13 protein-coding genes and 2 other RNA genes are annotated in these 12,270 nt (G+C 59.0%); 4 read left to right on the plus strand and 11 right to left on the minus strand.

Going from position 1 to position 12,270, the window contains the following annotated elements:
* Positions 1-48: 48 nt before the first annotated feature.
* On the minus strand, positions 49-993 hold the full coding sequence (locus tag OPV09_RS07910) for an SMP-30/gluconolactonase/LRE family protein (protein WP_338681096.1): 945 nt from the start codon (positions 991-993) through the stop codon (positions 49-51).
* A 63-nt stretch (positions 994-1,056) separates the two neighbouring features.
* Positions 1,057-1,299, minus strand: a complete 243-nt coding sequence (locus OPV09_RS07915) for an Imm32 family immunity protein (protein ID WP_338681098.1) — start codon at positions 1,297-1,299, stop codon at positions 1,057-1,059.
* Positions 1,300-1,548: 249 nt separating this feature from the next.
* On the opposite strand from OPV09_RS07915, the gene OPV09_RS07920 reads away from it, so the two are divergent.
* Positions 1,549-1,791, plus strand: coding sequence for a hypothetical protein (locus OPV09_RS07920; protein ID WP_070303981.1), 243 nt, complete (start codon positions 1,549-1,551; stop codon positions 1,789-1,791).
* Between the two features lie 47 nt (positions 1,792-1,838).
* Here OPV09_RS07920 and OPV09_RS07925 read toward each other — a convergent pair whose 3' ends face one another.
* On the minus strand, positions 1,839-2,993 hold the full coding sequence (locus OPV09_RS07925; protein WP_072454416.1) for a sensor histidine kinase: 1,155 nt from the start codon (positions 2,991-2,993) through the stop codon (positions 1,839-1,841).
* 561 nt (positions 2,994-3,554) lie between these two features.
* Positions 3,555-4,067: a penicillin-insensitive murein endopeptidase gene (locus tag OPV09_RS07930; RefSeq protein WP_175560501.1), complete on the minus strand. Its 513-nt coding sequence runs from the start codon at positions 4,065-4,067 to the stop codon at positions 3,555-3,557.
* 212 nt (positions 4,068-4,279) lie between these two features.
* On the opposite strand from OPV09_RS07930, the gene OPV09_RS07935 reads away from it, so the two are divergent.
* The 3 genes from OPV09_RS07935 (at position 4,280) to OPV09_RS07945 (ending at position 7,310) form a co-directional block, all read left to right on the plus strand.
* Entirely contained in the window at positions 4,280-5,884 is a 1,605-nt protein-coding gene (locus OPV09_RS07935) for a sensor domain-containing diguanylate cyclase (RefSeq protein ID WP_072454419.1), read from the plus strand.
* A gap of 134 nt (positions 5,885-6,018) precedes the next feature.
* Positions 6,019-6,858 (plus strand): hypothetical protein, encoded by an 840-nt coding sequence (locus OPV09_RS07940; protein WP_338681105.1) that lies wholly within the window; start codon positions 6,019-6,021, stop codon positions 6,856-6,858.
* A gap of 2 nt (positions 6,859-6,860) precedes the next feature.
* Positions 6,861-7,310: a GTP pyrophosphokinase gene (locus OPV09_RS07945; protein ID WP_338681106.1), complete on the plus strand. Its 450-nt coding sequence runs from the start codon at positions 6,861-6,863 to the stop codon at positions 7,308-7,310.
* A 184-nt stretch (positions 7,311-7,494) separates the two neighbouring features.
* Here OPV09_RS07945 and OPV09_RS07950 read toward each other — a convergent pair whose 3' ends face one another.
* From OPV09_RS07950 to OPV09_RS07980, 7 genes are all read right to left on the minus strand, one after another.
* Entirely contained in the window at positions 7,495-8,016 is a 522-nt protein-coding gene (locus OPV09_RS07950; RefSeq protein ID WP_072454422.1) for a GNAT family N-acetyltransferase, read from the minus strand.
* 370 nt (positions 8,017-8,386) lie between these two features.
* Positions 8,387-8,747: a transfer-messenger RNA gene (gene ssrA, locus OPV09_RS07955) on the minus strand.
* Positions 8,748-8,916: 169 nt separating this feature from the next.
* Positions 8,917-9,243, minus strand: a transfer-messenger RNA (tmRNA) gene (gene ssrA, locus OPV09_RS07960).
* A gap of 127 nt (positions 9,244-9,370) precedes the next feature.
* Positions 9,371-10,075, minus strand: a complete 705-nt coding sequence (locus OPV09_RS07965) for an HAD-IA family hydrolase (protein ID WP_338681107.1) — start codon at positions 10,073-10,075, stop codon at positions 9,371-9,373.
* Between the two features lie 68 nt (positions 10,076-10,143).
* On the minus strand, positions 10,144-10,839 hold the full coding sequence (gene ubiG, locus OPV09_RS07970; RefSeq protein WP_338681108.1) for a bifunctional 2-polyprenyl-6-hydroxyphenol methylase/3-demethylubiquinol 3-O-methyltransferase UbiG: 696 nt from the start codon (positions 10,837-10,839) through the stop codon (positions 10,144-10,146).
* 127 nt (positions 10,840-10,966) lie between these two features.
* Positions 10,967-11,677, minus strand: a complete 711-nt coding sequence (gene ompA, locus OPV09_RS07975; RefSeq protein ID WP_034751810.1) for an outer membrane protein OmpA — start codon at positions 11,675-11,677, stop codon at positions 10,967-10,969.
* A 164-nt stretch (positions 11,678-11,841) separates the two neighbouring features.
* On the minus strand, positions 11,842-12,195 hold the full coding sequence (locus OPV09_RS07980) for a hypothetical protein (RefSeq protein WP_139248369.1): 354 nt from the start codon (positions 12,193-12,195) through the stop codon (positions 11,842-11,844).
* Between the last annotated feature and the right edge of the window lie 75 nt (positions 12,196-12,270).

Genomic DNA, 12,270 nt, shown 5'->3' on the forward strand with positions numbered 1-12,270 from the left:
GCGTAGGCCGGCTTAGCGCGCAAGCGCGTAAGCCGACATCTTCACATGCTATTCGGGCTTGCGCCGTTCTTGCGCCTGCTGCCACTCCAGCCCCGGGCGGTCGACGCGGAATTGCAGCAGCCGTCCCTGCACGACTTCCGTCACGTAGGCCGTACGGCCATCGGGGCCGCCGAAGGTGATGTTGCTGGGCTTGGCGCCGGGTACGCTGATTTCGCGCAGGATGCGTCCCTGTGGCGACAATTTCACCACCGTGCCCTTGCCGTAGCGCGTCACGTACAGGTTGCCGTCGACGTCCACGCGCATGCCGTCCATGCCGAAATCGTCGAACTTGATCAGCAATCGCTTGCCGCTCAGGCTGCCGTCCGCGGCGATGTCGTACATCCAGATATTGCGCTGCACGCTTTCATTCACATACAAGATCTTGCCGTCGGGGGTCACCTCGATGCCGTTGGCCGTGCCCATGGTGTCGAGCGCCAGGGTCACCGTGCCGTCCTGCGCGATGCGCCACACGCGGCCCGTGTTTTCCTTCCAGTTCGGGTCGCTCGCATACAGCACGTCGTCGGCCGTGATGGCGATGTCGTTCGGCTGCGTCATGCGCGGCTCGCGCGCGTGGATGGTGAGCGCGCGCGTGGCCGGGTCGACTAGGTAGATCGTGTGTTCCATGTAGTCGGCCAAGTACATCTGACCCCGGCTGCCGAAGCGTATGCCGTTGGCGATGCTGGTGCCGGGCAGGGTCAGGTACACCTCGCCAGTGCCGCCGGGGCTGACCTTGCCGATGGTTTGCTGGCGCGCAAAGTTGACGGCATAGATATTGCCATCCGCATCCACGGCCGGGCCTTCGATGCCCTTGGTAAAGGAATGCGCGGGCGTGAGCGTGGTGGCGAGGAACAGCGCCTCGTGCGCGGGCTGGCTGGCGCAGGCGGACAGGCTGGCCAGCGCGGCGGCCAGCACGGCCGTGCGCAGCGACGGCAGGGCGTATCGGGTATGGTGCATCGGTGTTCTCTGTATGGCAAAGGTGGCGTATGTTACCCGACGCGCGCCAGCCGGGGCGCCTTGCTAGGCGGCCACGACGACGAGGTCGGGGAAGTCGTCCTGCCAGCCGTCCCATTCGTCTTGCAGGTGGGCATGCATGCCGGCGCGTTCCTGCGCCTGATCAAAGGTGTCCGCGCTGGCCAGCAGGAAGTGGGCGATGGCGCGCAGGGTGGCCGGGTCGGCCTCGATGGTCACGTCGGAACAGCGTTGCGGGCGTTCGGACGGCGCGTCTTGCAGATAGCAGTGCAGCGATAAATGGGTGGTCATGGGTGTCGGTTGTCGATGGGCACCGCACATGATGCCATGCGCGCGCAGTATCTGTAAGGTGAACGAGCGGCAATTGACGCCGGACGGGCGGAATGGAAAAAGATGCGCGACAGGACTGCGCAATAGCCGGGTTGAGGCGTATGATGGAAATACAGATGTGGTTGCCGCAAGGCAGTGTGACCGATTCCGGCTACACGTCTTGCCGTTTTTTTTTCGTGGTTTTGGCAGTAGTGACAACGAGGAGACATCATGGACAAACCCGAATTCATCCTGGCCGCCAAGGCCATGGAAACGCTGGAAATGTATCAAACGTTTTACGGCCACTCCAGCGAATACCAGGCGCACCAGCAGGAAGTGCTGAAACTGCTGCGCCACAAGGGCGCCTCCTTGCTCGTTTCCGAGCATGGCCCGGCGAAATTCCTGCTGGCCTTTGCCGATGCGCTGGAAGCGGCCAGCTTGCCGGGGGAATATGTGCCGCTCAGCCGCAGGTAGGGCGAGCCCGTCCCGGCAGGGGATGCAAATATCTGCCGGGATAGTCCTTAGCCGCCGTTTCCCCCGCCGCTCAGCGATACCCTGGGCAGGCGCACGGTAAATATCGTGCCGCTTTCCAGGCTGGACTCGGCGCCGATGGTGCCGCCGTGCGCGCTGGCGATTTCACGCGCGATAAACAGGCCCAGGCCGATACTGGTGGCATTGGGCGCCTTGTGATCGTCAGAAATGGCCAGCTGGACCAGGGGATCGAAAATGCTCTTCAGCGACGATTCCGGGATCTGGCGGCCGAAATTCTTCACTTGCACCACGGCCGTATCGGCATCGCCGCAAGCCGTGATGGTCACCGGCTGGTCGTCGGTGCGGTACTGCGCGGCATTGTTGAGCAAATTGGAAAACAGCTGGGCCAATCGGGCCGCATCGAAGTCGCCGATCATCTCGCCCGTGGTACTCAGTTCAAACTTGCATTGCGGGTGAGCAGCCGAGGCATCCTCGACGGATGTCTTGCAGATTTCCCCCAGGTCGCCCAAGGTGGGTGAAATGGGCATGTGTCCCCCCAGCTGCGTCCTGGCAAATTCCAGCAGATCGTTCACCATGGTTGTCATGGTGGCCGCGCTGCGGGCAACCCGTGCACCGATCTGCACCGTGGAAGCGGAGGTCGCGCTCGGCCTGCTCAGCAGCGCACCGGCCATCGTCATCGTGCTGAGCGGACTGCGCAGATCGTGGCTGAGGATGGCGAGAAAGGTATTGCGGGTGCGGTCGCTCTGCTGCGAATAGCGTATGGCCGATTCCTGCAGCGCCTGGTCTATCGCTTCATTGAAGCGCAAGATGTCGTCCGTTGCCGTTTTCGACGTTACCTGCACCTGTGCCATCCACAGGCGCAGCACGCTGGCCCGCATCGCGCGAAATTCCGCCGTCAACTGCGGCAGCGTGAAGCCGATCTGCTGGCGCAGCGAGCCGTGCGTGGCGGCGGCCGTTTCCTTGCCCGTTATTTCCGATACGCCCGTGGTCGATTTCTTCTTTCGCTGCGCCGCGTTCTCGATGACGTCCATGTCGCGCACGATGGTTTGCAGCATCTGCTTGGCATGATCGCGCAATTCCGCTTTCGAGATGGCGGCCCCCGGAATGGGCAGCGACCTGGCGAAGAGTTCCCACTCTTCCAGGATCGGCTCCAGATGGCCGGTAATAAAGCGCGATAGTTTCACGGTGGACCAATGCGTTGATGGAAGAGGAGCCAGTGTACGCTGTTGAGCTGAGGGATGGGGGATTGGGTTCTGCTCTGGGTGTCATATGCAGGTAGAGTCGCTCAGGCGGAAGAATTCGGCTGGATGTGCGCCGGTACAAGGAGGAGGGCCCTGGTTGTAGCTGTGCCAGGCAGCGCCCAGGCTAGCAGATTGCGCCATACGTCCCTTTTCCCGTGCGCAGGTCGAGTCCGAAATAGCATTCGTATCCCGCCTCTTTTGTATGAACGCAGGCAATATCTCCCCTGCGCCGCTCACGGTAGTCAGCCGAGGAACTGCACGCCTGTTCCTGTTTTATATCGGGGCCGAGCTGAGCAAACAGTTCCCGTGCCAATTCCCCTTTGACCATGATTGCCACTTTCCGGTCGTTTCGCGTGGGTGGCAGCATTTCGGACAGCGTTCCGCCGTAGATCTGATAGTCACCACGCAAGGGCCTTGGTTCGCCAGTCCACGCCCGCTGTTTGTCGGCCGCGTGTGCCGTTGAGAATAGAGCGAGCGCTATGGCGCAGCATGCAAGTCGAGTAGTCATCCATGCTCCCTGATTTCAATATGAAGATGGTCGTCGTGTCCTTTCAGAGACCGCACGCGCCCGCCACCGATCGTCTTTTGTATCTCTTCATCGTTAAAGAAGACCTTGGTGACCATTGGGTGCCGCAGAAACAGCTGTATCAATTTGATAGTGGCGCTCCGGTCATACACGCTATCAAAGCGCGACACGCGTGCGGACTGGCCTTGCAGTTTGTCCTTCCGCACGGGGCGTAGATCCATTTCAATGCCTTTTCTGTGGCTGACATGCTTGTCGTACGCTAATCCTTCGGCAATGCTGATATTCCCGATACCAAATTTTCTATCATCAATTGCCTGCCATTCACGTTCGATGTAAAAGATCAGGGATAGCAAGCTGGGGTGCGCATATTGGGCCATATGGCCGGAATTTGGCATCCGCTGCAGATTGCCATAGACGTAATACCCGGCATCTTCCGGAGCTTGCGGCAATATAAAAAAGCCGCGCTTATCCCTGGGCTGAACTTCAAGCATGGTCAACTCCGCTACGCGCAACGGTGGGGGAGTTGGCATTGTTTCGTATTTCTTTCCATCCGGAATTGCGGTGTCGCAAACTATGGCGAACACGAACCGGATTCATCAACGCCATGGTGGTAACTTTTTTATATCGTGTTTGTGACGATGTGTGAGTATGTTGCCGCCTATTTGGTGCACACTTTGCCGGATATAAATCCGGGAGTGCCGCCATGGCCAGGTCACGCAGCTTGCCGCCACGATTGCTGGGAGCAGGCTTCCGTGGCTTTTCCCTGCTGCCGCTGGCTATCTCATTTGTCGTGCTTGTGTGTCTGTCACTGCTGGCGATCCAGTTATGGACGACCTTGCGCGCGCGGGAAGGGCAACTGCTTGAAGCGTCCCGTGAAAGTACCAATCTGGCGCAATCTGTTGCCCAGCATGCCTATGACACCATCAAGGAAGCCGATACGGTGCTGGTCGGACTGGTGGAGAGGGTAGAAACAGACGGTGTTGCCGGTCTTGAACTGGCCCGTATCCACAAATTGCTGGTCAACCGTGTAGCCGAGTTGCCCCAGTTGCACGGCATCTTCATCTATGCCAGCGATGGCAGCTGGCTTGTGAATTCTCAGAAAACGCTGTTGAGCAATCTGAATAATTCCGACCGAGATTATTTCAAATATCATCGAACGCATGCTGATCGGGGGCCGTATGTCGGACCTCCCGTGCGCAGCAAATCGACGGGACACTGGATAGTCACGGTATCGCGGCGGATCAATTTGCCTGACGGAAGTTTCGGCGGCGTGGCGCTGGCGACCATCGACATGAATTATTTCCGGCTGTTTTATGAACGCTTTTCGATAGGAAAAAAAGGCGCTATTTTCATTGCGAATGGAAAAGGTATTCTTTTATTGCGAAGGCCGTTCGATGAGGGTTTGCTGGGGCGCGATATTTCAAAGTTCCCGATATTTCATGATTACCTGCCCAAAAGTCCCGTTGGCACGGCCGTGGTCCAGTCGCGAGTCGATGGCGTGACGCGTATCAATAGCTATCGAAGAGTCGAGGAATACCCGCTGGTGGTCTCCGCCGCGCTGTCGCAGGATGAAGTGCTCGCTGCGTGGCGGCTCGATACGGTGATGCAAAACGCGGTGGGCGGCGTGCTGGTACTGCTGATTGCCTTCATCGGATACCGCGTGGTGCGGCAGATCGAATTGCGGGTCAAGAGCGAGGCGGGACTGGTCGAGGCGCGCAATGAACTGGAAATGATCAATGAAACCCTGGCCCGCCTTGCCAGCCAAGATGGATTGACGGGGCTGGCGAACCGGCGCCACTTCGACCAGTCGCTGCTTGCCGAGTTCAGCCGTGCGCAGCGTGAAGACAGCTCACTTGGGCTGGTGTTGATCGACGTCGATTTCTTCAAGCAATACAACGATATCTATGGCCATGTGGCTGGCGACGAGTGCCTGAGAAAAATCGGCAAAGTGGTCGGCTACAGCATGCGCAGGCCGGGCGACCTTGCGGCGCGCTACGGTGGCGAGGAAATGGTCGTTCTATTGCCCGGTACGGAGTTGCCGGGCGCATTGGCGGTGGCGGAAGGCGTCCGCCAGGCCGTGCAATCGCTGGGAATCGAGCATAGCGGCAATGCCCTCGGCGTGGTGACGGCCAGCGTCGGCGTGGCGGCATTTATGCCGAAGCACCTTGAAAACCAGGCGGTCGAACTGGTTGAACTGGCTGACACTGCACTGTACAAGGCCAAGGCATTGGGGAGAAATCAGGTCCGTTATGAATCTTCTAGCGAAATTGCCGCCGAACAGGCCGCGACTGCCTTTGCGTTTCGATAGCCATTTTTGAAGATGGATGGGCGGGTGCGGCTTTGCGCTGCGTCCTGTGCGGCGCGTGCGCCAGCCTTGTCCATGTACAATCGGCAACATCCGGATCGACGTATCCGCCATCTCATTGCGGAGTACGCTAGAGCGTGACACAAACATTGCAAACCTGGCTGCTGGCCTGGCGGGAAGCCTTCACGTGCATCGGCCTGGGACTGCGCGATGCGCGTCATGCGGGGCTGTGGTGGCGTTCCGCGCTGTGGTGCATGGCGGTCGTGGCGCTGTGGCTGGGACTGTATAGCTACTTCGGCCGTTTTTTTGTCGAGCTGAGCGCCATGCTGGCGCTGGTGTCCGTCACCGGCTTGCTGGGCCTGGGCGTGATGGATGGCGTCGGGGCGCTGGCCAACGGGCCTGCCACCGTGTCGCAGATGGGCAATATTGCCGGCGGCCTGGGCAGCGCCGCCAAGGCCATGCTGTCGATCGGCCAGATCGCTCTGGCATTGCTGGCGCTGGCTGCTTTTTTCTATGTCATGGTCTTCATCGTCGGCGCCATCGGTACGGCGCGCCTGCCGCTGCGCTGGCTGCTGCTGGAGCGCGCCAAGGCGGTGGTGGCGCGGCGCTATGTCGCGTGGGCGCCGCCGGCCGGCCTGGATACATCCGCCGCACGCCCCGCCTGGCGGCGTCGTCTGTTGCTGCTGCTTTCCCTCCTGATTCCCGTGTGGGCCATGTGCGTGCTGATCTCGTACTTGCTGGCCTGGAACGTCCAGATGGTCTACGGCGCGGCGGCCGAAGAGGTGCTCGGCGCGGAACAGCAAGCGGCGTTGCGCCGCGCACAGCGTCCGGCGATTTTCGCCCTGGGACTGCTGTTGTGCTTGCTGATGCTCGTCCCGGTTCTTAATTTACTGCTGCCAGCCTTGCTGTGCACCAGCGTTTGCCATTTGCAGCGCCGCGGCTGGCGCGCAACGGAAACGTCAATCAACGTGGAGTGAAGATGACTGAAAACGCAAGACGCGGCACCCTCGAGCGCGCGATTGAAATCGCCGCCGCCACCCATGCCGGCCAGACGGACAAGGGCGGCGCGCCGTACATCCTCCACCCCTTGCGCGTCATGCTGCGCGTCGCCCTCGGCGCCCAGCAGATAGTCGCCGTGCTGCACGACGTGGTGGAAGACAGCGACGGCAACGTCACCTTCGACGACCTGGCGCGCGAAGGATTTTCCCAGGAAGTCATCGACGGCGTGCGCGCCGTGACCAAGGTCGAAGGCGAGTCGTATGAGGCGTTCATCGCCCGCGCAGCCTTGAACCCGGTGGGCAGGGCCGTCAAGCTGGCTGATCTGGCTGAGAATAGCGATTTGTCGAGGATAGATAGGCCGACGCAGAAGGATTTGGAGAGGGGGGAGAAGTATCGGAGGGCTATTCAGCAACTCATGTCGCAGGAGTGATTTTTGAGTGGCGAGGCCGTGTTCGAATGTTTAATTTAGCCTCGGCGCACGTGTGAGGATGTTGGTACAAGGTTGAGGTCTTGTGCAAATGGCGAAACTGATCCCGGTCGCCGATACTTCTCTTTTTCCTGTGCGCGGGTTTGTTGATGCTCATACCGGTACGCAGTGAACGCGAGCTGAGGCGTCACGCCATTGGAAGCTGGCATACCATGACCACCATTCCAATGGAAACCTTGTCCGTTTGAAATGGAATTTCACCACGTTCTTGAAAACCCTGTTTCGCGTAGAAGCGGCGAGCATTTAAGTTGGTTTTGAGCACATCTAACCATATCAATCTCTCCCTGCGCTCCATCGCCAGATCATGAATGTAGCTCAAGAGCTGCTTTCCATAACCGCGTCCAGCCTCGGATTTGAGGAAGTATATCTTCTGCAGCTCCAGGCCCACTTCGCCGCTGATAGGCGCCGGCTTCGACAAGTTGACCTTGGCGAAACCGACGACTTTTCCGCTTTCATCGGAAGCGACAAGCCAGACTTGGTTCAATGAAGTCAGCGAATTCTCAAGTGTGCTGGGAGAAAAATCCTGGTCCAGGAAATCCGATATTCCGGTAGCGGACCAAATATCCGAAAAATGCTCACGGTAGGTCTGGCAGCCGATTTCCTGTAGAGCGCGCACGTCTGCGATTTCAGCTTTACGGATATTAATCATATTCTTTCGGTTTGGTCAGAAATGGAGATGCAATGATATTGTAAATTGCATCATTTCGTTGGGACTTTGTGGGCAGAGTCGTGCGGTGAACAGCGGAACGAGAAGTCCGATCCGCCATTGGTACACGACCTGAGCGACTGATGTTGTCGTTAGGAAAAGCCGCCTGCGACGCAAAAGCTAGTCAGATAATCGGAGAGGGTTGCGCTTGCAAGCGCAACCCGGTTTTGCGGCGCCGAGCTGCGCTCGCCGAAGGCCCCGCAAAACCCCCGCGTCCGTACCGGACGCGGACGCGACGCCCGCGCTCTGCATGCATGGAATAAATAAAAAGGGCCTCCCCGCCAAAACGGGGAAGCCCTTTTTATTTATTCAGTGGTGGAGACGGCGGGAATCGAACCCGCGTCCGCAAGCACTCTACAGACAGTTCTACATACTTAGCACTATCATTTAATTTAACTCAGCCAGCACGGATGTGCACGTTATGGGCAAGCGAGTTACCTATTATTTAGTCGGACGCTAAGTAACCCAGCATACGACGAGTCCCTGTAAATGACTCTAGAGCTTTTGACGGCCCACCCCAGGGACGAGGTGTTCTAGAGCTAACAGCGATTAAGCTGCCAGTGCGTACGAGTTATCGTTTGCAGTTAAGTTTTTTCAGGTTGTATTTACGAGGTAGCCCGCCCTCGGTATGCCCTGCGCTGCTTTGCAACCCACGTCGAAACCAGGTCGTCCCCACAGAACCTTCATTGTAGCGCAATCTGCCCACTCTTGCATGATGCATTCGCGGTAAGGAGCGAGGCAGCTTTGAATCGCTTGAGCCAGACGAATTGGAGGGGCTTGTGCTGGCAGGCACAAGCCGGTTGTGCGGCGCCGGGCTGTGCCCGCCGAAGTCCCGCACAACCCCCGCGTCCGCAAGCACTCTACAGACAGTTCCACATACTTGGCACGATCATTTAATTTGACTCAGCCAGTACGGATGTGCAGGTTATGGGCAAGCGAGTTACCTATTATTTAGTCGGACACCAAATAACCCAGCATCAGACGAGCCCTGTGGTGACTCTGGAGCTTTTGACGGCCCACCCCAGGGACGAGGTGTTCTAGAGCTAACAGCGATCAAGCTGCCAGTGCGTACTAGTTATCGTTTGCAGTTAAGTTTTTTCTGGGTGTATTTGCGAGGTAGCCCGTCCTCGGTATTCCCTGCGTTGCTTTGCAACCCACGTCGAAACCAGGTCGTCCCCACAGAAGCTTCTGTGTAGCGCAATCTGCCCACTCTTGCATGGTGCATTCGCGCCATAGACGTAAGGGGGCTGACCCGCCGGGTCAGACCCCAGCTTTCCACTGCGGAAAGTGCTGCTCCTCAGGCCGCCAACTGCCGCTCCTGCGCCGCCTTCACCACGCCAGTCACCAGCTCCAGCAAGGCCAGTGGCGTATCGAGCAAATGGTCGGCGTTCCAGTGCTGCGGCTCGACGGCGCCGCAGTAGCCCCAGGCGCATGCGACCGTGCGCATGCCGGCGGCGCGGCCGGCCTGGATGTCGCGCAGGTCGTCGCCCACGTACCAGCAGTTTTCCGGCGCCAGGTTCAGGCGGCGGGCCGCTTCCAGCAGGGGGGCGGGGTGCGGTTTCGGGTGGGGCATGGTGTCGCCCGATATCACGCAGCCGGCGGCGCCCAGGCCGATCTGGCCGACCAGCGGGTCGGTGAAGCGGGCGGCCTTGTTGGTGACCACGCCCCAGGCCAGGCCCAGAGCTTGCAGGCCTTCCAGCATGGCGGGGATGCCGTCAAATAAACGGCTTTCCACGGCCAGGGCCGCTTCGTAATTGTTCAGGAAGCCGTCTTTCAGGGCTTCGTAGCCGCTTTCGCCAGGAGCTATCCCATACGACGCGCCTATCATGCCGCGCGCGCCGGCCGAGGCCGTGGGGCGCAGCACTTCATACGGGGTCGGCGCCAGGCCGGCGCGCGCGCGCAGCAGGTTGATGGCCGCCGCCAGGTCGGGCGCGGTGTCGGCCAGGGTGCCGTCGAGGTCGAACAGGATGGCGCGCGGGGCTGGCAGATGGTCAGTGATCATGGCGGGCAAAGTGTGTCAAGTGGGAATGAAAAATGGCGGCCGCAGCCGCCTTGTATTGTGCGTGATGGTTACAGCGGCCGGGTGCAGGCCACCAGGTAATTGACGCTCGTATCGCTATTAAGTGAGTAAATCTTGGTCAGCGGATTGTAGCCCATGCCGCGCATGCTGTTGACGTCCAGGCCGGCGCTGCGCAGGTATTGCGACAGCTCGGCCGGGGTGATGAATTTGTCATAGTCGTGCGTGCCTTTCGGCAACAGACGCAGCAGGTATTCGGCGCCCAGGATGGCGAACAGATACGCTTTCGGGTTGCGGTTCAGGGTCGACAGGAACACGTGGCCGCCCGGTTTGACCAGCGCGGCGCAAGCCTTGACGATGGCGGCGGGGTCCGGCACGTGCTCGAGCATTTCCATGCACGTCACGACGTCGTACTGGCCCGCCTCTTCCTCGGCCATGGCTTCGGCGGCGATCAGCTTGTAGCGTACCTTGGCACCCGATTCCAGGCTGTGCAGGTCGGCGACTTTCAAGGCCTTGTCGGACAGGTCGATACCCGTCACGTCGGCGCCCTTGCGGGCCATCGATTCGGCCAGGATGCCGCCGCCGCAGCCGATGTCGATCACGCGCTTGCCGGCCAGCGGCACTTTCGCGTTGATCCATTCCAGGCGCAGGGGGTTAATTTCGTGCAGGGGACGAAACTCGGAAGTGGGGTCCCACCAGCGGTGGGCCAGCTCACTGAATTTTTGGATTTCGAGAGGGTCGGCGTTCATAGGTCGAATAATAGCGGCAATTTTACAATTGGGCAGCCACGGACGAAAAAAAACCCCGCCGTAGCGGGGTTTTTCATGCTGTTCTTGACTTGCGCGATGACTTGCGGCAAGTCCAGGGGTTCAGCAATTACTTGTTGCGGGTACCAACAACTTCGATTTCCACGCGACGGTTTTTCGCACGGCCTTCGGCAGTTTTGTTATCAGCAACAGGTTGTTTTTCGCCTTTGCCTTCGGTGTACACGCGGTTGCTTTCAACGCCTTTGTTGACCAGGTAGGCTTTGACAGCATCAGCACGACGTACCGACAGTTTTTGGTTGTAAGCATCGGTGCCGACGGAGTCGGTGTGACCCACAGCGATGATGACTTCCAGGTTGATGCCACCCAGTTGTGCAGCCAGCTCGTCCAGCTTGGACTTGCCTTCTGGCTTCAGCGTAGCTTTGTCGAAATCGAAGAATGCATCAGCAGCGAAGCTGACTTTTTCCGAGGTAGGAGCAACTACGACTGGCACTGGCACGACTGGTGCTGGTGCTGGAGCAGGTACGACTGGTGCTGGAGGAGCCACGCATTTGCCGTCTTGCAGGGTTTCTGGCTCTACGCACAGTGGTACGTCGCAACCTGGCACTGCGTCAGCAGGTGTCCAGTAGCCGGTACGCCAGCACAGGCCGAATGGGTCACGCACGATTACGCCGCGAGCATCTTGCACATAAGCGCTTTTTGGGCTTGGTGCTTTGATGTCAGTGGTAACTGGCGCGAATGGTGGGGAGGTTGGGGTTTGGGCCGAAGCCGAGCCAGCAATCACTGCGGATGCAGCGAAAAACAGCGTTACAAATTTATTCATTCTTTTTTCCTTTCGGGGGGTGATATCCGCAGAACAACACTGCGCTACTGGTGCTACGTGCCAAGATTTTATCATGTAGACCATATGCGCTCGTTTCAGATTGCGAAACTAGCAATTAACTTCCCAGTCATTTTGCCACACGCATCAGGGGCACACGACCGTGGTTAAATCAAAGCTTGCCCGATTTTAGACCGTGCGTTGTTTTTGCGCAACGAAAATGCCCATTTGTAACGCATCTGTAACAATTGATCGCTTTTTTTGCCTCTTTTAAGGGCAGGTGTCTTGAACTGACATTGCCATTGTGCATTATCGACAGGGCAACATGCACGGCTCCGATGCAAACTGCCAATCTTGCCGGTATGGCCAATTTGTACAGGTAGCTGGGCGCGCATGCTAAAATCGTGCGCTTGACTGTTAAGAGTGTCGAGCAAATGCCCACGGCGGCACTGCATGGCCAGCACGTACCCTTGCGGTACGCGTACTGGCCGCGCCGCCAGCCCGCCGATTTGTTCAGGCACTCTGCGACATGGAAGCCGGGCCACGCCAGCAGCGCGCGGCGCGGCGTCCACGACGACAGCCACCCAGGATATGCA

Origin of the sequence: Janthinobacterium sp. TB1-E2 (genome assembly GCF_036885605.1) — a bacterium.
Taxonomy (GTDB): Bacteria; Pseudomonadota; Gammaproteobacteria; order Burkholderiales; family Burkholderiaceae_D; genus Janthinobacterium; species Janthinobacterium aestuarii.

Bases quoted from the DNA above. Each gene is read 5' to 3' on its own strand.
- OPV09_RS07935 (WP_072454419.1), top strand. From the start codon at position 4,280: ATGGCCAGGTCACGCAGCTTGCCGCCACGATTGCTGGGAGCAGGCTTC.
- ompA (WP_034751810.1), bottom strand. From the start codon at position 11,677: ATGAATAAATTTGTAACGCTGTTTTTCGCTGCATCCGCAGTGATTGCT.
- OPV09_RS07965 (WP_338681107.1), bottom strand. From the start codon at position 10,075: ATGATCACTGACCATCTGCCAGCCCCGCGCGCCATCCTGTTCGACCTC.
- OPV09_RS07950 (WP_072454422.1), bottom strand. From the start codon at position 8,016: ATGATTAATATCCGTAAAGCTGAAATCGCAGACGTGCGCGCTCTACAG.
- OPV09_RS07930 (WP_175560501.1), bottom strand. From the start codon at position 4,067: ATGCTTGAAGTTCAGCCCAGGGATAAGCGCGGCTTTTTTATATTGCCG.
- OPV09_RS07915 (WP_338681098.1), bottom strand. From the start codon at position 1,299: ATGACCACCCATTTATCGCTGCACTGCTATCTGCAAGACGCGCCGTCC.
- OPV09_RS07910 (WP_338681096.1), bottom strand. From the start codon at position 993: ATGCACCATACCCGATACGCCCTGCCGTCGCTGCGCACGGCCGTGCTG.
- OPV09_RS07945 (WP_338681106.1), top strand. From the start codon at position 6,861: ATGACTGAAAACGCAAGACGCGGCACCCTCGAGCGCGCGATTGAAATC.
- ubiG (WP_338681108.1), bottom strand. From the start codon at position 10,839: ATGAACGCCGACCCTCTCGAAATCCAAAAATTCAGTGAGCTGGCCCAC.
- OPV09_RS07920 (WP_070303981.1), top strand. From the start codon at position 1,549: ATGGACAAACCCGAATTCATCCTGGCCGCCAAGGCCATGGAAACGCTG.